Origin of the sequence: Nisaea sp., from assembly GCF_040217065.1 — a bacterium.
In the GTDB taxonomy this organism is placed as follows: Bacteria; Pseudomonadota; Alphaproteobacteria; order Thalassobaculales; family Thalassobaculaceae; genus Nisaea.
Genome location: NZ_JAVJNX010000003.1, coordinates 93,153 through 115,488 on the forward strand (window position 1 = coordinate 93,153; position 22,336 = coordinate 115,488).

Annotated in this window: 20 protein-coding genes and 1 riboswitch; of the genes, 12 read left to right on the forward strand and 8 right to left on the reverse strand. The window is 62.6% G+C overall.

The features are described from left to right. Window positions 1–105 precede the first annotated feature (105 nt). A complete protein-coding gene (locus RH950_RS01410; RefSeq protein ID WP_350052958.1) occupies window positions 106–1,026 on the reverse strand; it encodes a pirin family protein in 921 nt (306 codons plus the stop codon). Between the two features lie 273 nt (window positions 1,027–1,299). Here RH950_RS01410 and RH950_RS01415 point away from each other — a divergent pair, with 273 nt between their 5' ends. The 6 genes from RH950_RS01415 to RH950_RS01440 are packed head-to-tail and all read left to right on the forward strand — an operon-like array spanning window position 1,300 to window position 6,013. Beyond that, window positions 1,300–2,175 (forward strand): shikimate dehydrogenase family protein, encoded by an 876-nt coding sequence (locus RH950_RS01415; RefSeq protein ID WP_350052960.1) that lies wholly within the window; start codon window positions 1,300–1,302, stop codon window positions 2,173–2,175. An 8-nt stretch (window positions 2,176–2,183) separates the two neighbouring features. Then, complete coding sequence (locus tag RH950_RS01420; protein ID WP_350052962.1) at window positions 2,184–2,726, forward strand: hypothetical protein; 543 nt, start codon at window positions 2,184–2,186, stop codon at window positions 2,724–2,726. Continuing rightward, window positions 2,723–3,403, forward strand: coding sequence for a glycosyltransferase family 2 protein (locus tag RH950_RS01425; RefSeq protein ID WP_350052964.1), 681 nt, complete (start codon window positions 2,723–2,725; stop codon window positions 3,401–3,403). Before RH950_RS01420 ends, RH950_RS01425 begins: the two co-directional genes overlap by 4 nt. Further along, window positions 3,400–4,062 (forward strand): glycosyltransferase family protein, encoded by a 663-nt coding sequence (locus RH950_RS01430; RefSeq protein ID WP_350052966.1) that lies wholly within the window; start codon window positions 3,400–3,402, stop codon window positions 4,060–4,062. Before RH950_RS01425 ends, RH950_RS01430 begins: the two co-directional genes overlap by 4 nt. After that, window positions 4,059–4,772, forward strand: coding sequence for an acylneuraminate cytidylyltransferase family protein (locus RH950_RS01435; protein WP_350052968.1), 714 nt, complete (start codon window positions 4,059–4,061; stop codon window positions 4,770–4,772). Before RH950_RS01430 ends, RH950_RS01435 begins: the two co-directional genes overlap by 4 nt. A 53-nt stretch (window positions 4,773–4,825) precedes the next feature. After that, a complete protein-coding gene (locus RH950_RS01440) occupies window positions 4,826–6,013 on the forward strand; it encodes a methyltransferase (protein ID WP_350052970.1) in 1,188 nt (395 codons plus the stop codon). Between the two features lie 46 nt (window positions 6,014–6,059). Here the strand turns inward: RH950_RS01440 and RH950_RS01445 are convergent, their stop codons facing one another. Beyond that, entirely contained in the window at window positions 6,060–6,203 is a 144-nt protein-coding gene (locus RH950_RS01445; RefSeq protein ID WP_350052972.1) for a hypothetical protein, read from the reverse strand. A gap of 351 nt (window positions 6,204–6,554) precedes the next feature. Then, window positions 6,555–6,782: riboswitch (cobalamin riboswitch) on the forward strand. A gap of 101 nt (window positions 6,783–6,883) precedes the next feature. Between RH950_RS01445 and cobW the strand changes: the two genes are divergently transcribed. From cobW to cobO, 3 genes are read left to right on the forward strand one after another with little or no spacing between them, the layout of a single operon-like run. Then, window positions 6,884–7,912 carry a cobalamin biosynthesis protein CobW gene (cobW, locus tag RH950_RS01450; RefSeq protein WP_350052974.1) on the forward strand — a complete coding sequence of 343 codons (1,029 nt, stop codon included), beginning with the start codon at window positions 6,884–6,886 and terminating at the stop codon, window positions 7,910–7,912. A 30-nt stretch (window positions 7,913–7,942) separates the two neighbouring features. Beyond that, window positions 7,943–11,701, forward strand: coding sequence for a cobaltochelatase subunit CobN (gene cobN / locus RH950_RS01455; protein WP_350052976.1), 3,759 nt, complete (start codon window positions 7,943–7,945; stop codon window positions 11,699–11,701). Between the two features lie 48 nt (window positions 11,702–11,749). Further along, complete coding sequence (gene cobO, locus RH950_RS01460; protein WP_350052978.1) at window positions 11,750–12,388, forward strand: cob(I)yrinic acid a,c-diamide adenosyltransferase; 639 nt, start codon at window positions 11,750–11,752, stop codon at window positions 12,386–12,388. On the opposite strand, the gene RH950_RS01465 is transcribed toward cobO, so the two are convergent. The 5 genes from RH950_RS01465 to RH950_RS01485 all read right to left on the reverse strand — a co-directional run bounded on the left by RH950_RS01465 (window position 12,385) and on the right by RH950_RS01485 (window position 17,762). After that, complete coding sequence (locus RH950_RS01465) at window positions 12,385–13,668, reverse strand: FAD-dependent oxidoreductase (protein WP_350052980.1); 1,284 nt, start codon at window positions 13,666–13,668, stop codon at window positions 12,385–12,387. The genes cobO and RH950_RS01465 overlap by 4 nt on opposite strands. A 186-nt stretch (window positions 13,669–13,854) precedes the next feature. Then, complete coding sequence (locus RH950_RS01470; protein ID WP_350052982.1) at window positions 13,855–15,072, reverse strand: adenylate/guanylate cyclase domain-containing protein; 1,218 nt, start codon at window positions 15,070–15,072, stop codon at window positions 13,855–13,857. A gap of 48 nt (window positions 15,073–15,120) precedes the next feature. Beyond that, on the reverse strand, window positions 15,121–16,149 hold the full coding sequence (gene neuB / locus RH950_RS01475) for an N-acetylneuraminate synthase (protein WP_350052984.1): 1,029 nt from the start codon (window positions 16,147–16,149) through the stop codon (window positions 15,121–15,123). Window positions 16,150–16,155: 6 nt separating this feature from the next. Then, window positions 16,156–16,809, reverse strand: coding sequence for an acetyltransferase (locus RH950_RS01480; protein ID WP_350052986.1), 654 nt, complete (start codon window positions 16,807–16,809; stop codon window positions 16,156–16,158). Window positions 16,810–16,856: 47 nt separating this feature from the next. Continuing rightward, window positions 16,857–17,762 carry an SDR family oxidoreductase gene (locus tag RH950_RS01485; protein ID WP_350052987.1) on the reverse strand — a complete coding sequence of 302 codons (906 nt, stop codon included), beginning with the start codon at window positions 17,760–17,762 and terminating at the stop codon, window positions 16,857–16,859. Window positions 17,763–17,862: 100 nt separating this feature from the next. On the opposite strand from RH950_RS01485, the gene RH950_RS01490 reads away from it, so the two are divergent. From RH950_RS01490 to hisH, 3 genes are read left to right on the forward strand one after another with little or no spacing between them, the layout of a single operon-like run. Beyond that, the gene (locus tag RH950_RS01490) at window positions 17,863–19,254 is read left to right on the forward strand and encodes an N-acetyl sugar amidotransferase (RefSeq protein ID WP_350052989.1); all 1,392 of its coding nucleotides are present in this window, start codon (window positions 17,863–17,865) and stop codon (window positions 19,252–19,254) included. 24 nt (window positions 19,255–19,278) lie between these two features. Further along, the gene (gene hisF / locus RH950_RS01495) at window positions 19,279–20,049 is read left to right on the forward strand and encodes an imidazole glycerol phosphate synthase subunit HisF (RefSeq protein WP_350052991.1); all 771 of its coding nucleotides are present in this window, start codon (window positions 19,279–19,281) and stop codon (window positions 20,047–20,049) included. Continuing rightward, complete coding sequence (hisH, locus tag RH950_RS01500) at window positions 20,046–20,687, forward strand: imidazole glycerol phosphate synthase subunit HisH (protein ID WP_350052993.1); 642 nt, start codon at window positions 20,046–20,048, stop codon at window positions 20,685–20,687. Before hisF ends, hisH begins: the two co-directional genes overlap by 4 nt. Window positions 20,688–20,715: 28 nt before the next feature. On the opposite strand, the gene RH950_RS01505 is transcribed toward hisH, so the two are convergent. Then, a complete protein-coding gene (locus RH950_RS01505) occupies window positions 20,716–22,047 on the reverse strand; it encodes a surface carbohydrate biosynthesis protein (protein WP_350052995.1) in 1,332 nt (443 codons plus the stop codon). Window positions 22,048–22,336: the final 289 nt, after the last annotated feature.

The following is a 22,336-nucleotide window of genomic DNA, read 5'->3' on the forward strand; positions in this document are numbered from 1 at the left end:
ATCGTCATCCCGATGAAGATCGGGATCCATGATGACGGTCCCCGCTCTATGATCGGTGGATCCCGACCTGCGTCGGGATGACGGCATAAAGAATGGAGCGAACCCTCAGATCCCCGTCGCGCCCTCGCGGATGAAGGTGCCGCTGTTCAGGTCGCGGATCGCCTGCCGCAGCTCTTCCTTCGTGTTCATCACGATCGGGCCGTGCCAGGCGACCGGCTCCCTGATCGGTTTGCCGGCGACGAGCAGGAAGCGGATGCCTTCGGGGCCGGTGGTGACGCTGATCTCGTCACCGCTGTCGAACTTCACCAGCGTGCGGTTGCCGGACATGTCGCGGGCTGTCATCTCCTCGCCCGCGAACTCCTTCTCCACCAGCACGCCCACCGGATTGGAGGCGTCCCGGAAGCGTCCGGCGCCGGCGAAGATGTAGGCGAAGGCGTTTGCGTGGGTGTCCACCGGCAGCCGTTTGGTCGTGTTCGGCGGCACCGAGATGTCGAGATAGAGCGGATCGGCGGCGATGCCGTCCACCGGGCCGCGCTTGCCCCAGAAATTCCCGGTGATGATCTTCACTTTCGTGCCGTCATCGTCCGTGATTTCCGGAATGTCGCCACCGGAAATATCCTGATAGCGCGGCGTCGTCATCTTGTGCGCGGACGGCAAATTGGCCCAGAGCTGGAAGCCGTGCATCTGGCCGGCCGCATTCCCGCGCGGCATCTCCTGATGCATGATGCCCGACCCCGCCGTCATCCACTGCACCGAGCCGGCGCCGAGCACCCCGTGATTGCCGAGGGAATCGCCGTGCTCGACCTCACCCGCCAGCACATAGGTGATGGTCTCGATGCCGCGATGGGGATGCCAGGGGAAACCGGCGGCGTATTTCGCCGGATCGTCGTTGCGGAAATCGTCCATCATCAGGAACGGATCGGTCTCGGACGTATCCCCGAACCCGAACACCCGATGCAGGTGGACGCCTGCCCCTTCCATGGTCGGCTGGGCACGGGACTCGGATTTCACGGCACGGATCGACATGGGATTTCTCCAAAACGCGGGGCACGGCAGAACTGCCGCGCTTCATGAGAGATGGGATGATGATAACAGATTGGGAGAGGGAGATTGTTCGCAGGCGCGGACAATTTGTTCCCCTTGATCGTCATCCCGCCGGAAGACGGGATGACGACAAGTGTAAGGACGCGCAATAGCTCTTCACCCTTCCCTCTACCGCCTCACCTGCGCTAAACCATCACCCAGCTTTTTCTGGCGGTTCTCCGCCGCTTTCCGAACGCTTACCGGGACCGGTTCATCGTGCAGGACTTTCTCGACAACGACCCGAGGATCACGACCTCGAAATACGCCGCGATCCTCGGGCTGACCCCGTCCAAGGGCGCACGCTCTCCGCTGCTCTGGAACGCCGCCTTCACGGCCGCCAGCCTTGATGCCGCGATGGTGCCGATGGATGTGACGCCGGCAAATCTGGCCGGGCTGGTCGCGGCGCTGAAAGCCGACACCCGCTATATCGGCGGCGCGGTCGCGGTGCCGCACAAGCAGGCGATCGCCAAGCTGCTGGACCGGCTGGAGCCGGAGGCGGAACGGATCGGTGCGGTGAACGCGATCTACCGGGACGGGGATCAGCTTGTCGGTGCCAATACGGACGGGGCCGGGGCGCTATCTCAGATCGCGGATGCGCTGCCGGATCTCGCCTCCCGCAAGGCGGTGCTGATCGGGCTCGGCGGGGCCGGGATCGCGGTCGCGGCCTATCTGGCGGGGGCGGTGAAAGAGCTGGTGGTCGCCAACCGGACCCCGGCGAAAGCCGAAGAAGCAGCGGAAAAGCTCGGCACGCATGTTTCGGCGGCGGCGCTGCCGCTGACGGCGGGCCTGCTTTCGGACTGCGGCGTGCTGGTGAACTGCACATCGGCCGGATATCAGGACGGGGATGCGGGCACGCCGCTCGGTGCGGATGCCGACGCCTTGATCGCCGCGCTGCCGAAGGATGCGCTTGTCTACGACATCATCTATCAGCCGGCGGAAACCCCGCTGATGAAACTGGCGGCGGCGCGCGGGCTGAAGACACAGAACGGGCTGGGCATGAATCTCGACCAGGCGGTGATCGCCTTCCAGAAAGCCAATCCGGGCGCCCTGTCGATCGATGCAATACGCGACGCCATGCGGAATGCGGGGTAAGCCAGAGCATGAAAATCAGACCCGTCAGCGATCAGGACACGCATTTCAAGCACGGCGTGATCCTGCTCGGCGACCATGCGGATACAGTCGAGGCGGAAGCCTGGCCGATCTCCCTGGACGCGATCCGGCACGAGCCGCTGGAAACTGTCGCCGAAGAGTTCGACATCGTCGTCCCGGCCGACCATCTGTCCTCCCCGCCGCTGCTCAGGGCCGGGACGAAACCGGCTTTCCTGGTGCATGATCTCGACGCGCTGGAACGCTTGCGGGCCATGCAGGAGACGGGCGACCTGAAGGGAACCATCTTGTTCGCGCCGACCCTGGTGGCGCGCATCGAGCTGCACCGGCTGGCCCGGCCGACGCTGAAAGCCGCCCGGCCGATCCCGCTCGGCAAGGTGCTCGAAGAGGCGGACATAGCGGAAGAAAAAGGCGGGCCCGGCATTGCCGCCGCGCTGAAGCCGACCGTGCTCGGCAAGAAAGCGCTCTATGCCCTGATCGAAGGCGCCGCGCTCGATTTCGGGGTGGTGGATGAAGACGACTGGAGGCAGTCATGATCAGTGTCGTGCTCAGGGCCAAGAACGAGGCCGCCTGGATCGGCCGCTGCCTGACCGCGCTGAAACATCAGCGGGTGAAGGATATCGACGTCATCCTGGTGGATAACGATTCCACCGATGACACGCTGCCGATCGCCGAAGCCTATGGCGTCAACATCCAGTATATCAGCCGCGCCGAATTCTCTTACGGCCGGGCACTGAATATCGGCATCGCCGCCGCCAAATACGACACCGTGGCGCTGATCTCCTCGCACTGCGTGCCGGTGGACGAGCTTTGGGCCGACTATTTGCTGGCCCATCTCGGCCCGGGCGGGGACCCGAAGCTCTGCGGTATCTATGGCCGGCAGGAGCCGCTGCCGGACACCAGCGCCATCGACCGGCGCGATCTCTGGACCACGTTCCGGGACGAGCGGGTGCGCCAGCGCCGGGACTACTTCTTCCACAACGCCAATTCGGGCATCCGCAAATCGATCTGGGACGAGCATCCGTTCAACGAGGAGATCCGCGGCGTCGAGGACCGGGAATGGGGCAAGCGGATGATCGCGCTCGGCCATGAGATCCTCTATGAGCCGGGCCTCCGGGTCTATCACCATCACGGCATCCATCAGGGCCGCGACGAGGGCCGCGCCAAGCGCGTCGCCGAGGTCATCGACTACATCCGGACGAGCGCGCCATGAGTGACATCCTAGCCATCATCCCGGTCTATTCCGGCGCCAGCTCGACCCCGAAGCTGGTAAAGCCCCTGCATGGCGCCTCCAGCCTCGTGCGCACCATCGAAGCGGTGCTGGAAGACCTGCCGGACGCCAATGTGGTGCTGACCGCCGACGATGACGCGGTGAAGGCCCAGGCCGCCCCCTTCGCGGACCGGATCACCATCCATGACCGCACGGCCGAGAGCTATTCGGACGCGCTGGTGGACGTGCTGAATGCGCATCCGGCGAAACAGGTCGTCGTGGTCGAGCCGACCCACCCGTTCCGGCCGCGCGGCCTGATCCGGCGCACAGCCGAGAACCTGGCGGCGCGGGAGCATCTCGACAGCGTGGTCTGCGTGCGTGAATTCGAGGCCAGCCTGTGGCGGCTCGATCCCGACCGCACCATCCAGGCGCTCGATCCGGGCGGCGACCGGCGCAGCTCGACCTATTTCCAGGAAGTCGTCGGCCTGGCGCTGGCCACCCGGCCGGAGCTGATCCGCGAAGGAAGGCGTCTCGGCGACGCGGTCGGCTTCGAGGTGGTCGACCAGTTCTGGGCCCTTGTCGATATCCGCGACGACATGAGCCTCGCCATGGCCGAAATGGTCGCGGACCGCTTTACCGAACTCAGGAATTCAATCGCATGACCAAGTCCGACCGCGTTCTCGCCATCCTGCCCGCCCGTGGCGGCTCCAAGGGCCTGCCCGGCAAGAACGTCAAGCCGATAGGCGGCAAGCCGCTGATTGCCCATTCCGTCGAGCATGCACTGGCCTCCGGCGTCTGCGACCGGGTGCTGGTCACCACTGACAATGACGCGATCCGCGATGCCGCCGTCGCCGCCGGGGCCTGGTGCCCCTTCATGCGGGAGGGCTCGCTGGCTGAGGACCTGACACCGACCGAGCCGGTGCTGAAGGATGCGCTGGAGCGGGCGGAAGAGATCGACGGGCCGTTCGGCATCGTCGTCTTCCTGCAGCCGACGGATATCTTCCGCAAACCGGAATGGATCGCCGAATGCGTGAACCGGCTGAAGGCGGACGACAGTCTGGAAACCGTCTTTGTCGCCAACAAGACGCACAAGAATTTCTGGTCCCGGAACGAAGCCGGGGAATGGCAGCGGGTATTCGACTGGATGGCTGTCTACGGCCCGCGCCAGACCCGCAAGCCGCTGTTCCGCGAAGATACCGGCCTCGCCTCCGCCATCCGCGCCGACCTGATCCGGGCCGGCAAGCGGACCGGCATGAAGGTTGATATCCTGGAAATCGACGATTTTGCCTCCGGCATCGACATCCACGACGCCTTCGACCTCTACATGGCCGAAAAGGCTCTGGAGTATTTCGCGAAGAACGGCGGGCAATAAGCCGGAAAGACGGCGACTTTCATCCGCCGTCCCTCTCCCTTAGGCTCTGCCCCATGCCTGCGGATCTAATCGACGCGCTCAAAGACGCGATAGCGGCTGGTGACTGGCACCGGGCGCTGCCGCTGTTGCGCGCACGGGCCGAACTGGAGCCAGACCATCCGCGGCACTGGGCGAATCTCGCCTCCGTGGCTCCCCGGACAGGCACGGACCCGGTCCCCGCCCTGCGCCGGGCGGTCCTTCTCGCCCCCGACGCGCCCGGATATCTGAACGATCTCGGCGCGGCAGACCGGGACGGTATGACCGCCGCCGCGCGGCTTCTGGTCCTTGCCCCCCTGCACGGCCCCGCCACCATCATGCGGGCCTTGAAAGCTTTCGGGGACGGGAAAATCCGGCTGGCCCGAAGCCTGCTCTCGAAAGTGCTTGTCGCCGCGCCGGATACTGCCGAAGCCTGTTATCTGCTCGCCCAGGCCACGGAACAGGACGGAATGATCTCCCGCGCAGTTGGTTTATATCGCACGGTCCGGGTACTCGACCCGGCCGACCGGCAAGGGGCCGGCCGCGCCCTGGCCCGCCTCGGGGCCGGACCGCTCGAGGCGGCGTTCACGCCCGCTCACGTGAAAATGGTGTTCGACGGATATGCGGAGAATTTCGACACCCATCTGACCGGACGCCTGAAATATTCGGCTCCGGAAAGCCTGCTGCGGCTAGCCCGCGCCTGCGGCGCCGTCGCGGAAGCGACATCCGTGCTGTCCGTCCTCGATATCGGCTGCGGCACGGGGCTTGCCGGCGCCGCCTTTAGGCCACATTGCCGCCACCTCACCGGCATCGACCTTTCAGGCGAGATGATCCGCCGCGCGGAAGCGAAAGGCATCTATGACCGGCTGCTCACCGGCGAGGTGACCACGATCCTGCAGCAGGAGCGCGAGACCTACACGCTCATCATCGCCGCCGACGTCACATCCTATATCGGCGATCTGACCACCTTCCTCGCCACTGTCGCCGTCCGGCTGGCAGTTGATGGAACGCTGCTGCTGACCGCGCTCGAACCGGCACCGGGTAAGGCGCCAGGCATTGGGCCGGACGGCGCCCATATGCACGATCTCGCGATGCTCAGGCGCTGTGCAGATGAGGCGGGCCTGTCGCTGAAGACCTATGAGCGCGGCGCCATGCGGGAGGAAGCAGGCCAGCCGCTCGCAACCCTTTTCGTTGCCTTCACAAAACGGCGGCAAACCGGCGTTTGACCTGCGCCGCTCCCGGCTGAAACCATGAACCTGAAAAATCTGATTATTAGACGGAAATATTGACCAGGGAGCCGCGCTGCAGATCTTCGGCGAGGGCAACCCGCTCAGCCGCTTCCGCCTCGGACAAAGCCCGGCGGCGCTGGTCGGCACGATCAGAGGCAGCTGAAGCGGCACTTTGCGCATCGCTCAACTCGGCCTCCCGCCGGGCGAGAACATCCTCGGCCGACCGTAGCGCCGACTGCGCTTGCGAGACGGCTGCGCTTTGCTGGCTGGACGAGCCGAGAACCGTAGTGGCCGCAACAGCCGCGCTGTTTTCCGCAGCGACCGGTGCGCCAGAATCCGCGGGCGAACCCCCTTGCCCCGTTCCGCTGCGGTTCAGGCTATTGAGTTGGGGCGCTATCGAAGCCGTCGCTGTGATGGCCATTTCTGGATGTCCGGTTCCGGCCCGCCGGGGCGGGGCTTCCCTTCGATATGGACATGAATGTAGCCGATTTCAGCCCTTCCGTCGACGCGCTCCCTTGACACTGCCCCCACGCCGTCCGACAAGGGTTTCGCTGACGGTTCCCGCCCTTTCGTCCGGAGGGGGGATCAAAAGGGAACGCGGTCGGTTCGGCGTGTCTGCCGGATCAAACCGCGGCTGCCCCCGCAACTGTAGCCGGCGAGCGGTCTGTCCCGAAGCCACTGGACGCAGGATTTCCTGCATCCGGGAAGGCGGACAGAACGTGATGACCCGGCGAGCCAGGAGACCTGCCGCCAGCATCGTCGCCCGCCTTGATCCGGGGTGTGATCAGGGCACGGTCTTCCGTTCGGTGACGAGAGCGCAACGCACCGGTCCAAGGCATCATGCCGTGGAAGGCCCAGGAGACAGACATGACAGAGAAGATCCCCGCCACCGTTATCACCGGCTTTCTCGGCGCCGGCAAAACCAGCCTGATCCGGCATCTGGTCGAAAATAACGGCGGCCGCCGCTTCGCCTTCATCATCAATGAATTCGGCGATCTCGGCGTCGACCGGGAGCTGCTGACCGGCTGCGGCATCGAGGGCTGCAGCGAGGAGGATGTGGTGGAACTCGCCAACGGCTGCATCTGCTGCACCGTGGCGGACGATTTCCTGCCCGCCATCGAAGCTATTCTCGCCCGGCCCGAACGCCCCGATCACATCATCATCGAGACCTCCGGCCTCGCCCTGCCGAAACCGCTGGTGAAAGCCTTCGCCTGGCCGGAAGTGCGCACCCGCATCACCGTCGACGGCGTGGTCACCGTGATCGACGCGGCCGCCGTTTCCGAAGGCCGCTTCGCCGACGATCACGACGCGGTGCAGGACCAGCGCACGGCGGACGAGTCCCTCGATCATGAAAGCCCGCTGGAGGAACTGTTCGAGGAACAGCTCCAGTGCGCCGACATGGTGGTGCTGAACAAGACCGATCTGCTGGATGAAGCAGGGCTCGCGAAAGTGCATGAAATCGTCGCGCCCTATCTCAGGAGCGCGGTGAAGACTGTCACCAGCGCCCATGGCCGGCTTGGCGCGGACGTGCTGCTCGGCCTCGGCGCGGCAGCGGAAGACGATCTCGACAGCCGCCCCTCGCACCATGACGACGGGCATGAGCATGATCATGAGGATTTCGACAGCTTCGTCATGCCGCTCGGCGTGATCGAGGATGCGGAGGCTCTTGAAGAGCGCATCATCGCCACCGTCGAAAGCCACGACATTCTGCGCGTGAAAGGCTTCCTCGACATTCCGGGCAAGCCGATGCGCCAGGTGATCCAGGGCGTCGGGCCGCGCATCCAGCGCTATTTCGACCGCGACTGGCAGGCAGGCGAGACCCGCGCTTCCCGTCTCGTGGTGATCGGCCATCACGGGCTCGACCGGGACGCCATCGCCAGCGCCATCGCCGGGTAATTCCACCGAACCGCACAAGGCGGAAGCTCCATGCATCTCCTCGCGGCAACTCCCGGCTCGGTCACGGACGGCAGCGAAGCTGTCGATCTCGGCCAGACGCCGGGCGATATCCTGTTCCTGAGCGCGGCGGACACCGAACTCGCCTGCCTCGCGCAAGGCTATGCTCAGGTCACGGCGGGACATAACGGCCCGTTCCCCAGCCTGCGGTTGGCGAACCTGATGCAGCTCGGCCACAATCTCTCCGTCGATCTCTATGTCGAGGAGATGGCCGTCCATGCGCAGCTAGTGGTGGTGCGGGTGATCGGCGGCACGGGCTACTGGCCCTATGGCGTCGAGCAGCTCGCCGCCGTCTGCCGGAAAAAGAAAATCCCGCTCGCCTTCCTGCCTGGCGACGACCAACCAGACCCGGAGCTGACCAGCTGCGGCAGTCTCGATACCGCCGCAACACAGCGGCTCTGGCGCTACATGATCGAGGGCGGGATCGGCAATGCCGCCGAGGCCATCCGCTTTGCCGCCAGCCTGATCGGAACCGAGACTGAATGGCGCGAGCCCGCACCGCTGCCGAAGGCGGGATATTACCTGCCCGGCAGGGCTCATCCGTCTCTGGAAGAGGTACTGGCCGCGTCCGAGCCTGACGCGCATCCGGCGCCCATCATCTTCTACCGGGCGTTGGTACAGGCCGGCAATACGGCTCCGGTGGATGCACTGATCGAGGCGATGCGTTCTGAGGGTCTCGCCCCGGTGCCGATCTTTGTCTCCAGCCTGAAAGACCCGGTTTCCGCCGGGCTTGTGCGCGGGACCATCGAGCAGGCGCCGCCGGGCGTGATCCTGAACGCCACCGGGTTTGCCGTCTCCAAGCCGGGCGCACCGGGCACGGAAACCCCGTTTGACGGCGGCGATTGCACGGTGCTGCAGGTGATCTTTTCCGGCGGCAACCGGGAGAATTGGGAAGCGTCTACCAATGGCCTTTCCGCCCGCGATATCGCCATGAATGTGGCCCTGCCGGAGGTCGACGGACGGGTGTTGACCCGCGCCGTTTCCTTCAAGGCGGAAGCTCGCCGGGATGAAGCCACGGAATGCTCCCTCGTCAGCTATGAGCCGGTGCCGGATCGTATCACCTTCACGGCGAAGCTCGCGGCATCATGGGCCCGCCTGCGCGCGACCACTCCGAAAGAGCGCAAGCTCGCCATCGTGCTTGCCAATTACCCGAACAAGGACGGACGGCTCGGCAACGGCGTCGGGCTGGACACACCGGCCGGAACCGTCACCGTGCTGCGCGCACTGGCCGGGGCCGGATACGGCGTGCGGGATATCCCGATCAACGGCGATGCCCTGATCGGCAGACTCTCTGTCGGGCCGACGAACGATCTCTCGGACCGGGTCTCCCGCAAGGGCGGGGCTCTGCTGTCTCTCGACGCCTACAAGGCTGCTTTTGCACAGCTTCCGAAGGCCGTGCGCAGCGAGATCGAGGAACGCTGGGGCGCGCCCGAGAGCGATCCCTTCGTTTCCGGCGATGCCTTCCGGCTCTCCGTGCTCAGTCTCGGCAACGTGCTCGTCGGCATCCAGCCCGCGCGCGGCTATAACATCGACCCGACGGCGAGCTATCACGACCCGGATCTGGTCCCGCCGCATGGCTATCTCGCCTTCTATATCTGGCTGCGAGAACAGTTCGGCGCCCATGCCGTCGTGCATATGGGCAAGCATGGCAACATGGAATGGCTGCCGGGCAAATCACTGGCCCTGTCCGAGAGCTGCTACCCCGAGGCCGTGTTCGGCCCGCTGCCGCACCTCTATCCCTTCATCGTCAACGATCCGGGCGAGGGCACGCAGGCCAAGCGCCGTTCCGCCGCAATCATCATCGACCATCTGACACCGCCGCTGACCCGGGCGGAAAGCTACGGCCCGCTGAAGGAGCTGGAAGCGCTGGTGGATGAGTATTACCAGGCTGCCGGGGTCGACCCGCGCCGCCTGAAGCTGCTGTCCCAGCAGATCCTGGAAAAGATGGCCGCCATTGGCATCGACAAGGATCTCGGCCTCTCCGACCGGGAGGGCGAGGCGGAAAAGCTGAACCGGCTGGACGGCTATCTCTGCGAGCTGAAGGAATTGCAGATCCGCGACGGGCTGCATGTCTTCGGCGCCGCGCCGGAAGGCCGCCTGCTTGACGATCTGCTGACCGCGCTGGTCCGTGTGCCGCGCGGCCAGGGCGACGGCGGCGACGCCTCCCTGCAACGGGCGCTGGCCCGTGACCTCAAACTTGAGCTGGATGGCGAGCCCTTCGATCCGCTGGCCGCCGACATGGGCCTGCCATGGGAAGGCGCCCGGCCGGATGCGCTTGCGGATGTCGATGATCAAGTCTGGCGAACCCATGGCGACACGGTCGAACGGCTGGAACTGCTGGCGCACGACCTCATCGCCGGACGGCGCATAACTGCATCCGAATGGGAGCGTACCCAGGCCGTACTGGAGGCGGTCGACAACCATCTGCGTCCCACGGTCGCAAGCTGCGGCGATGCGGAACTCAAGGGCCTGCTGACCGGCCTCGCCGGGCGCTTCGTTGCTCCCGGCTCCTCCGGCGCGCCGACACGCGGGCGACCGGACGTGCTGCCGACCGGCCGGAATTTCTATTCCGTCGATACCCGCACGGTGCCGACCCCCGCCGCCTGGCAGCTCGGCTGGAAATCCGCCTGCCTGTTGCTGGAACGCTACCGGCAGGAGAATGGCGCCTGGCCGGAGCGGCTGGCAATCTCCGCCTGGGGCACCGCCAACATGCGGACCGGCGGCGACGATATTGCCCAGGCCCTCGCCCTGATGGGCGTTAAGCCTGAATGGGACGTTGCCAGCGGCCGCGTCACCGGCTTCGAGATCCTGCCCGCCTCCGTGCTCGACCGGCCACGTGTCGATGTCACCTTCCGGGTCTCCGGCTTCTTCCGGGATGCCTTCCCGTTCCAGATCGACCTGCTGGACAGTGCCGCCCGCGCGGTTGCGAAGCTGGACGAGCCCGCAGCGCAGAACCCGCTCGCCGCCCGCTACAAGAGCGATGCGGCAGCTTTCGAGAAAGCTGGCGCCAGCCGGGAGGCGGCGGAGAAGCAGGCGGGCTACCGCGTCTTCGGCTCCAAGCCCGGCGCCTATGGCGCGGGCCTGCAGGCAATGATCGACGAGCAGCTCTGGGAAAACGAGGAAGATCTCGCCAATGCCTATGTCGCCTGGGGCGGCTATGCCTACGGGCAGGGCGCCGAGGGCGAGGCCGCGCATGCGCTGTTCGAATCCCGCCTGAAGGATGTGGAGCTGGTGCTGCACAATCAGGACAACCGCGAGCACGACCTGCTCGACAGTGACGACTATTATCAGTTCGAGGGCGGTATCACTGCCGCCATCCGGCATCTTTCGGGCGCCCAGCCGGTGGTCTATCACAACGACCATTCCCGGCCCGAACATCCCCGTATCCGCTCACTCGAAGAGGAAGTTGCGCGTGTCGTCCGGGCCCGGGTGGTCAATCCGAAATGGATCGCGGGCGTGATGCGGCATGGCTACAAGGGCGCCTTCGAAATGGCCGCCACCGTCGACTACATGTTTGCCTTCGCCGCCACCGCGCATTGCGTCGGCGATCATCATTTCGATGCCATGTTCGACGCCTATCTCGGCGATGACGAGGTGCGCACCTTCCTGGAGCGGCACAATCCGGCCGCGCTGAAGGAAATGGCGGCGAAGCTCAGGGAAGCCCTGGATCGCGGGCTATGGCGTCCGCGCCGGAACGCGGCGCACGAGGAATTGACGGCATTGGCTGGTTGACCGATTGAGGTCGGGCGGTGCGATGATGAAAGACGAGGGAGAGAAACGATGAGCGACGAGAACATCGAATCCGGCAGCGAGATCGATCCGGAAAAGGCCGCCCGGCACGCCGAGAAGATGGCGAAGAAGAAAGCCGCCCGGAACAAGATCATGGCCACCAAGACCGAGACCGGCGGTTTGCTGATCGTCCATACCGGCAAGGGCAAGGGCAAGAGCACGGCCGCCTTCGGCATGGTCTGCCGGGCCATCGGCCATGGCATGAATGTCGGCGTCGTGCAGTTCGTCAAAGGCAAGTGGGAGACCGGCGAGCGCAAGGTGCTGGAAGCCTTCGCCGATCAGGTCTCCATCCGCACCATGGGCGAGGGTTTCACCTGGGACACCCAGGACCTGAACCGCGACATCGCCGCCGCCCGTGCCGCCTGGGAGCAGGCGAAGGAACTGATGGCGGATCCCGAAATCGACATGGTGCTGATGGACGAGCTGAACATCGTCCTGCGCTACGATTACCTGCCGCTTGAAGAGGTCGTCGAGACCCTGAGGAACAAGCGCCCGGACCTGCATGTCATCGTCACCGGCCGGAACGCCAAGGAAGAGCTGATCGAGGCGGCCCATCTGGTTACCGAGATGACCCAGATCAAGCATCCCTTCCGCTCCGGCTTCAAGGCGCAGGCCGGGATCGAGTTCTAGGGACAGATCAGCGGCAGCCGTGCCCGCAGGGTCGATGCGATGCCGTTGATCTTCGGATCGCGCGCGTAGCTTTCCCACGCGCCGTCGACGAAATTGACATAGCGCGTCGCGCACAGATCGCGGAACGCGTCGAACCGCGCCCGGTCCGCCGGTGAGAAGAAGATATGCCGGCGCTGCGGCTGCTGGACTGCGATCTCGATCCGGACGTCGCCATAGAACGACCGGCAGATCTCCTGCACATGCTCCTGCAGATCCGGCACGCTTTTTCCGTCCGGCATATGCTCGACCGTGACGCAGTGCTCACCCTCGCGAGGATAGCTGAAAATGCGCGTGACCGGGCTGCCCGTGCTGTAGACCTGCATATAATGGGGATCGGCGGGAAGTCCGGGCCCGGAAATGCTGCCCGCGCTCACGGTGATATCGACGAAGGGATCATCGAGGCGCCCCAGTCCGGCGGCGGCAACCACCGGGGTCGGGTTCGCCGCCCAGACGATCAGGTCCGGCCTCAGAGTCTCGCCACGCAGCTTCAAAATGGCAGTGTCATCTTTGAACCGCGGCACGACCGGCTGGCCTGTGCAAACAATGACGCCTGCCTCGGTCAGAATGGTTTCGAACACATCGAAAAAGGCGTTGTAGCCATGGGTCGGCAGACTGCCGATCGGCCGCCCCTCGCCCCGGACCGTGCGCGGCAGACCCAGCAGATCGTCCGCAACGGGCGAGCCGGTCTTGAGAGCGTCTATCTCTTTATCGTCACTGCGCAGGTAAAGCCGGCCGAGCTGGACGTTGTAGGCATTTCCCGCGTCAATTGCCTCCGGATCGGCTCCGATGTGCCTGAGCCATCCAAGCACGGCCGCACCGATGGCCGGTGGATAGCAGCGCATCCTGTCCGCCAGACTGGCGCAGGCGCGGTAGGTCTCAGGATCGGCAAGACCATCCGGCGGCGCATCGAAAACGGGTGCCTCGAAATCCTCGTGAGAAACCGGACCGAACCCAAGATCGGTGTGGGCACCGTAATAATGGTCGAACCTGTAGAGGCTGCTTTGCAGCGCGCCCGGCAAAGCCTTGTGCCAGGCCTGTTCCGTGCGCAGATACTGGCAGCCGTTGAAATACCAGCGCCCGTCACTCTCGAGGTCCCGCAGGATGCCGCCAAGCAGCGGTTTCGCCTCGTAGAGCGTCACCTGGAAGCCGAGACGGGAGAGATCGAGCGCAGTCGCGCACCCGGTGATACCGCCGCCGACAACGGCGGCTGTCTTGCTGCCCCGCTCCGTATCGTCACGCATCGCCGCTACGCCGCTCCAAGAGCCGGGTTGGTGTCGATATCAGGGATCGAGAAAACGGGTATTGGTGACAAATCGGCGATCCTCTTCACGCGCCGGCGATCCGGTGTCGGGACCGGCCATCTTTGCAATCCTACAGGAAGAGGCCTGTCAGGAGGCAACCTGCGTCTTCATTGGAGCGCATGTCCTTCACGCCGGGACATAGACATCCTGTGTGCCGGGCAGGCCGCGCAGGCTGAAATCGCCGAGTTTGCGCACCGGAACCGGCAGGCAGTCGGCGAAGGTCTTCGACATCAGGATCGGCTCATGCAGGGTGCGACACTTGGCACCGAGCCGGGCGGCAAGGTTGACGTCCTTGCCGATCACCGTGAAGTCCAGCCGCTCGCCGGAGCCGACATTGCCGAAAGCCACCTTGCCGTGATGCAGGGCGATACCCGCCTTCACCTCGACATCGGCGCCCCATCGCGAGGTGTCCAGCGCATCGAGACAGGCCTGGCCCTCTATCGCCGCCTCAAGGGCCCCGCCCCGGCAAAGCCGGCACTCCCCGGTTCCGGAGGCGTCCTGGAAGATCGCGAGAATCCCGTCGCCGGTGAATTTCAGCACCTCGCCGCCGCGCGCGAGGATCGGCGGGATGATGCAATCGTAATAGGCGTCCAGCAGCTCCACCGTCTGTTTGTCGCCGAGCCGGTCGGACAGCAGCGTGAAATCGCGCATGTCGGCGACCAGAATCGCCGCCTCCATCTTGTTGACGACGCCGCGCCGCACGTCGCCCGCAAGAATACGGCCACCGGGCTCGCGCCCGACATACATGGCCAGCACATCGTCCATGCTGCGATAGACGGACATCAGCTCCAGCACGATCTTGGCCGTCGGCATGACCTGACGGAGCAGGGCGATATCACGCTCGGAAAAGCCCCGCGTCTCCCGGCTGGCGAAGGTAAGGGCATTCTGCATGCCGTTGGCGAAGATGATCGGGACGCAGAGATAGTCCGTATATCCGAGCGCCTTCAGGTCGGCCAGGATCGGAAATTCCGCCGCGCTTTCCTCGTCGATGGCGCGATGCAGCCAGCTCTTGGTCTCGTGCACCAGGCGGAGGGGACTTTCCTGATAGATCCTGGCATTGCCCGGCGCGTAATGCCAGGGCTCGACCTCCACCCCCTGCCCCATCCGCCACTCGCAGAGCACGCCTTCCTTGACCGCGTGCAGCACCATCAGGATGGCCGTACCCCGCTCGACCGGCACGCCTGCCAGCGCCAGCCGGCGGCAGAACTCATCCCAGAGCCGGCCGAGATCACTCCGTTCGCGGGAGACCTGCAGCAGCCAGTCGGAAATTTCGCGCGCGGTCAGCATATCCTCGGCGCTGAGGATCGACGGCAAGGCAGCCGGACGGTTGGTGAGCGTTTTCATGCGCGGGTAGATGGGGCGGAAGTGGCTCCACGGCAAGGCACTTTTACGTCAGGTGATATCAGCGAGGCTCAAAAGTGTCCCGGCCGAAATGGCCCGCACGGCGCGCCGGCCGATCACCATGTCCGCATGCGACGGTGCGATACCGTCACCCGGCCGCAGATATGTCAGGTCGGCGGCCTTGATTTCGGCCCCTTTGGCGATATTCGAGCGGGCGGCAATGCTGCGCCGGGCAACGAGCGCCACCTTCCGCTCCGCTTCCGTCGGTTGCTTGCGGCCCGTGCCGATAGCTGCTTCGGTGATCCGGATATTATCCACCATCCGCTTCAGCTCTGACGGGTCGAGCGAGGCCTTGTGATCCGGACCCGGTAGAGTCTTATCAAGCGTGAAGTGCTTTTCGATGATCGTTGCGCCTCGCGCTACGGCGGCGATGGTCACGGTATCGCCGAGCGTATGATCAGACCAGCCGACAGGATGCCCGAATGCTGTTCGGAGCGTGTCCATGGCCGCCAGGTTCGCATCCGACGGATCGGCCGGATAATCGCTGACGCAATGCAGCAGGCTGATATCGCCCGCGCCACACTCAGCCAGCCAGCCGAGCGCCTGCTCGATCTCCCCGAGATTCGCCATACCGGACGACATGAGCACCGGCAGCCCGGCTTGGCCGATCGCCCGCACCAGCTCTGGATTGGTGATCTCGCCCGACGGTATTTTCAGCCGCCGCACATTCAGGGACAGAAGGTGGTCGAGGCTGACCGGGTCAAACGCCGTTGACATGAACTCGATGCCGAGCGAGGCGGAATATGCGGCCAATTCGCTAAAGGCTTCCAGCGGCAGCTCGAGGCTGGCCAGCATATCCTTCTGGGAGCCCCCGGCTCCGGTGTTTGCCTTTTGATATTCCGCCATCGGGGCAGAAGAAGCGACAATGGACTCCAGCGAAAATGTTTGGAACTTGACCGCATCCGCGCCAGCTGCGGCTGCGGTTTCCACCAAACGGCGCGCCATGTCGAGGTCGCCGTTGTGATTGATCCCGGCTTCGGCAATGACGAAGACCCGGCCGGCTTCCGAACTATTCTGCATGTATCCTCACAGCACTGTCGCGCCCGGTGCGCGCTTGCGGATCAAGACTGCGGGGACACCGCCCCATAATTCGTCGGCCCCTGCATCGGAGGCCAGGAAGGATCCGCCGCCAATAACGGCATTCGGTCCGACCGTACGACCGTGGGACACGGCCGCGCCGATGCCGATATAGGCACCAGCCCCGATCCGGCAATCGCCGCCCACGGTTGCGCCCGGAGCGAGCGCCGCATAATCGCCAAGGGTGCAATCATGCTCAAGGATCGCGCCAGTGTTCAGAACGCAGAAAGCACCAATTTCCGTCCCGGGATTCACAATCACGCCAGGCATCAAAACGCTCCCCTCTCCGATCAAGACCCCTTCGGCCATTTCGGCGGACGGAGCCATGACGGCAGGGAAGCTGGAGAAACCGGCCTGCTTGTAGCGGGTCACGGCCTCCCTGCGGCGCACACCTTCACCGAGAGCGATGATGACGGCCTCCCCACAGCCATCTTCGAGGAAAGGGCCTTCGTCCTGTATTGGCCGTCCCAGGAAAGACGCGCCCTCTGCCGGATTCCGGTCAATGAAGGAGACAGTGTCGAACTGACCACCAGCCTCAACCATCATGGCGATGACCTTGGCGTGACCCCCGCAGCCAACAATATGGACCGGAACTCGTGGCACAATGCGTTCCTTACGTGCGAACCTGTCTGTTCGCTCTACGCGGCGGTTCATGCATCGTCAAGAAGGCTGCGCAGCCCTTCCCGGTAGGTAGGGTATGCCAGCTCGACACCAAGCTCGGATTTGAACCGCGCGGTATCGAGCCTTTTGCACTCGGAATAAAACGACCGCGCCATCGGAGACAGCTCCGCACTGTCGAACGGAATCGGCTCTGGCGGGTCCATCCCGAGGAGCGCCGCCGCATAGCGGATAACATCCCCGCTGGGACAGGCTTCGTCATCCGCGACATTGTAGATGCGGCCGTGATTCGGTCGCTGCATCGAAGCCGTCAGGATGGTTCCTATATCGTCGACATGGATGCGGTTGAAGACCTGCCCCGGCTTGTCGATGATCCGGGCCTTGCCGCTGCGCAACTGGTCTATCGCACTCCGGCCCGGCCCGTAGATCCCGGAGAGCCGGAATATCTGGACCGAGACGTCTGTATCTTCAAAGGCGGAAACCCAGGCACGTTCGGCCGCAAGACGCCGTGTGCCACGCGCAGAACCGGGATTTGGTGCGTCATCCTCATGCACGAAAGCGCCAGCACGATCGCCATAAACGGCCGGCGTCGAGAGATATCCAACCCACGTCAGGTTTGGCAGAGCGCGGAGAACTGATAAATGAAAACGCAGTGCAGGATCACCGTCTTCGTCCGGCGGAATAGACGCAATGATGTGGGTTACCCCCGCGCATGCCTCAGCAACACCATTGATCGGCTCTTTTCCCGAAAAGACATGCATCTCGATCGTATCTCCGGCATCCCAGCCATCATGCATACGCCCGCTGCGGGTAGTCCCGCCGACCTGCCAGTCTTTGTCTGTTAGACGTGCAGCCAGCCGGGAGCATGTATAGCCGAGACCAAAACAAAAGAGTTTGCCCGAAGCGGGGCCGGCGAATGGCGCCGAATGCTCATTCATATTTAAATCACACCCAATGTGCTGTTGAGGGGTATGGCACGCTGCATCAAATTCCAGCTTGTATCCTGCCAGAATCGAAGCCTCTCGGGAGGCAAAAAGCTTGCTTCAACACCAAGCAGCCGTGCTAGGAATTCTGCGCAGTGCGGCAATCCACCAATTTAAGGTTCCCATGTACAAGTATCCAGCTCATGTCGATATTGATTTTTCGAGCTTTGCGCCAGATAACTCCGATCCATCAACGCGTTACGGGCTTCCCAAGGATATCAAGTTCTGTACCAAGTGCGTGATCTCGAATCAGCGCCCGAATTCTTCGGTCGAGTTCAAACACACAAAGCAGAGCCGCAAGGAAACCATCTCCCTTGACGAAGACGGAGTTTGCGACGCCTGCCGCGTTGCCGAGGAAAAACACACGACAATCGACTGGAGCAGTCGCGAAGAGGAACTGATTGCGCTCTGCGACAAACATCGCAGCACAGATGGCAGCTACGACTGCCTCCTGCCCGGATCAGGTGGCAAGGATAGCTTTTATGCGGCGCACATCCTTAAAACAAAGTACGGGATGCATCCGCTGACCGTTACCTGGGCCCCGCATATCCACACGGATTGGGGATGGAAGAATTTTGAATCATGGATTCACGCCGGATTCGATAACTATCTGTGCACCCCTAACGGCAGGGTACATCGGCTGCTGACCAGGCTCTCGGTCGAGAATCTCTATCACCCGTTTCAGCCCTTTATTCTTGGCCAGAAAAATCTGGCGCCGAAGCTGGCCGAGCGCTTCAACATCCCGCTTGTCTTCTATGGCGAGAACGAAGCCGAGTACGGCAATCCCAAAACCGATGTCGTCACGCCGATCCGCTCAAACACCTATTACGCGTCCAAGGATTTCGACAATATCTATCTGGGCGGTGTGTCGCTGACCGAACTGCAGCAGGATTTCGGTCTGGAGGAGCAGGATTTCATCCCTTACATGCCGGCCGATCCTGATCGGCTGGAAAAAGTTGGCATTCAGGTCCATTACCTCGGCTACTATCTGAAATGGCACCCACAGAGCGCTTATTATTATTCTGTCGAGCATGGCGGATTCCAAGCCTCTCCGGAGCGCACACCCGGCACCTACAGCAAGTACAACAGCATCGACGATAAGATCGACGATCTGCATTACTTCTGCACCCACGTGAAGTTCGGCATCGGCCGGGCAACATATGACGCCGCACAGGAAATAAGGTCCCAGGACATCCTCCGCGAGGAAGGCGTCGCCCTGGCAAAGCGCTTCGACGGCGAATATCCGGACCGGTTCGAAGCGGATAATTTCGCCTATATGAGCATCACCGAGGACCAGTTCCCGGTGGCGGCCAAGAATTTTGAGAACCAGAAGATGACCCGCGACTACTTCCTGCATCTGGCCGACCGGTTCCGCTCGCCGCATCTCTGGCAGCGCTCGGAATCCGGGGAATGGTCCCTGCGTAGGACCGTCTGGCAACAGAATTGACGGCTGTTCTCGGAGACCGGTGACATGCGTCCTATCCGACTGATTGCCCGCCTTGATATCAAGGGCCCAAACCTGATCAAGGGCATCCATCTGGAAGGCCTGCGCGTGATTGGGGACCCGCAGGCCTATGCTCAACGCTATTACGAGCAGGGCATCGACGAGATCATCTATATGGATTCGGTCGCAAGCCTTTATGGACGCAACAATCTCAGCGAGCTCCTCGAACATACAGCCCGCCACGTATTTGTCCCGATCACGGTCGGCGGAGGCGTCCGGTCTGTCGAAGATGCGCGCAGGCTGCTCCGCACCGGCGCGGACAAGGTCGCGATCAATACGGCGGCAATCTCCCGTCCAGAGCTGCTCTCGGAGATTGCCGAAGAGTTCGGCAGCCAGGCTGTCGTCCTCTCCGTCGAGGCGAAGCGGCTGAACTCGGGCCGGTGGGAAGCCTACACTGACAACGGCCGTGAACATTCGGGTCGCGACGTGGTCGAATGGGTCGAGGAAGCCGAGAAAATGGGCGCTGGCGAGCTGCTGCTTACCTCCATTGATCAGGAAGGTACCCGCAGAGGCTTCGATATTGAGCTTCTGAGCGCGATTTCGAACCTTGTCAGCATACCGGTCATCGCCTCGGGCGGCATGGGATCAACCGCCGATCTCGTCTCCGCCGTCGAGAACGGACATGCGGATGCCGTCGCCATGGCCGATATCCTGCACTATGACCGCATGACGGTTGAATCGATCCGCGGCGAGGCGCTCGCCGCAAACATGAACATCAGGGAGCTGTCCGTGTCATGAGCACGCCCAAGGTGACAGTCCTCGATTTCGGCATCGGCAATCTCTACAGCGTCTGCCGTGCCGTTGAAAAGTCCGGTGCGGAGGTTGCGCTGGTCGACAAATGCCCGCGCGCCGATCAGGTCGAACGCCTGATCCTGCCCGGCGTCGGCGCTTTTGCGAAATGCCTCGATGCGATGCGGCGTTTCGGGGCCGTGGATCTGTCACGGGAGTTCGCCGAGACCGGCCGCCCCATGCTTGGCATCTGCGTCGGCATGCAGGCGCTGTTCGAAATCGGCGAGGAATTCGGTGAGCATGCCGGAATCGGGATCATTCCCGGCCGGGTCAAGCAATTGAAACCACTTGCTGGAAACAATGCATTCAAATTGCCCCATGTCGGCTGGGCACCGCTCGAATGTCCGCGCCCAGGGAGCTGGGATTCGAGCCCACTGCGATCAGTCAAACCGGGTGAATATACCTATTTCGTGCACAGCTATCACGGCATTCCCGATCAAAACGGGAGCATCCTGGCGACGACAACCTACGACGGGATCAAGATCACCGCAGCCGTGTCGAAAGATAATGTCACAGGTGTGCAATTCCACCCGGAGCGGAGCGGTCCGGTCGGGCTCCGGATTATGGAATCCTTTGTCACATCTTAGGCGATCACTATGAAATAACGGACTGACGTCAGTCTATCGGTGTGATTATGAATAGAGAATCGCCTATTTTTTCGGCCTTGGCACTGAACCCGATCCCCGTCACCTTCACCAGGTTAGTCAGCTTCTGATTCAATTCCTTGAGGCCGAGATCGATCTTCTTTCGCTGATACGGAGAACGCTGGACACCGACCTTAAGGCCCTTCCCGTCTCGGTAAACCGGCCCCGACGACATCTCTACCTCAAGATTATCAACGCCATGAAAGATGCCAGCGGTGGCGAGAATCTTGTCCAGCCCTGAAATATGCTGTCTCAGCACCGAATCGCGATCCTCCCGGATCGCCTTAACCGCGCCCTTTCGGTCCCTGATACCCATTTCGACGGCACTGAAAAGGCTTTCCATCTCCCTGAAAACAGGAGTCACCAGATTTGAGAGGAAAATGGACTCCACCCAGTTCGTATAGAAAGCATATGCGCCAACGGGCACGCCGAGCACCATGGCTTCCGTGCCGGTCGTACAGGTGTTGTGGATGAAATAGTCAGCTCCCAAAATCCACGGTACGGCCGAGCCTTCGAAGACAACATGGATACGCTCCTCACCGGACAAAGCGTCCTTCCATGCCTCAACATTCTCGGCCGGGTGGGGACGAACGATCACTTTATGGTCAGGAAAGCGGTCGCGAAGCTTGCGGATCATGACCTTGAAGCCGGCCATGTTCATAACCTCGAGATCGTAAAAGTCACTCAGGAACTTCCGATCTTCCGCATTCTCGCGGTCGATATATCCTACGTTCTCGCAGACCTGTACGAAATTTTCGGGTTTCCCCCAAGCCGTGTTTACATAGCCAAAATTGGTGTTGATCAGGATATATCGTCCATACTGTGCGCGATATTTTTCCGCATCTTCATTGAATGCTTGAGTGAACTCCTTGCGCAGCAAGTCGAAGCGCGGATTGCCGGTGATCATGAACCGGCTGCGGTGTTCCGGAAACTCGTCCACATAGATGTCGAACTGGTTCTGTCCCTGGAGAAAGAAACGGTCTATCAGCGGCAGTGAATCCGGGCAGATTTCCTTCAATACAAACCGTCTGTCGGCAATCGCCGTGACTTCTTCATCGATTGCTACGATACGGTGGCCATGCTTGCTGGCATGGTGCATCCAGTTCGACTGAACTTTGTTGCTGCCCTTAAAGAACACGATACCGGGAGCGAGATTCTGCAGGTTATTGATCAGGAGCCACTGCTGGCCGATGACCACACGATAGCCTGCCTGCATCGCTGCAATAACGAGCAACAGGCGCGCATTGAGTTCACGGGCGGACTCTTCAATTGGTAAATAAAGGTGCTTATAGGATTTGCTCATCGGCCTGCAAACTTGAGACAAAATTACTGCAGCTTTGTTTAGCGTTTTGATTGGCACGCTAGCAAGTTGGCATTTACCGAGGCGACAAATTTCCAGCCGGGAAACGGTATCGCCTCATGAACAAAACTCTCCCGATCCTGATTTGCTACTGACCTTAGCCCCGCAAACTCCTCCATTTTTAGGTAGAGTCCGTCACCCGAGAGGAGACGGATTTATGAAGCGGAGTCGGTTTAGCGAAGAGCAGATCATCGCGATTTTGCGGGAGCAGGAGGCTGGTCAGAAGACGGCG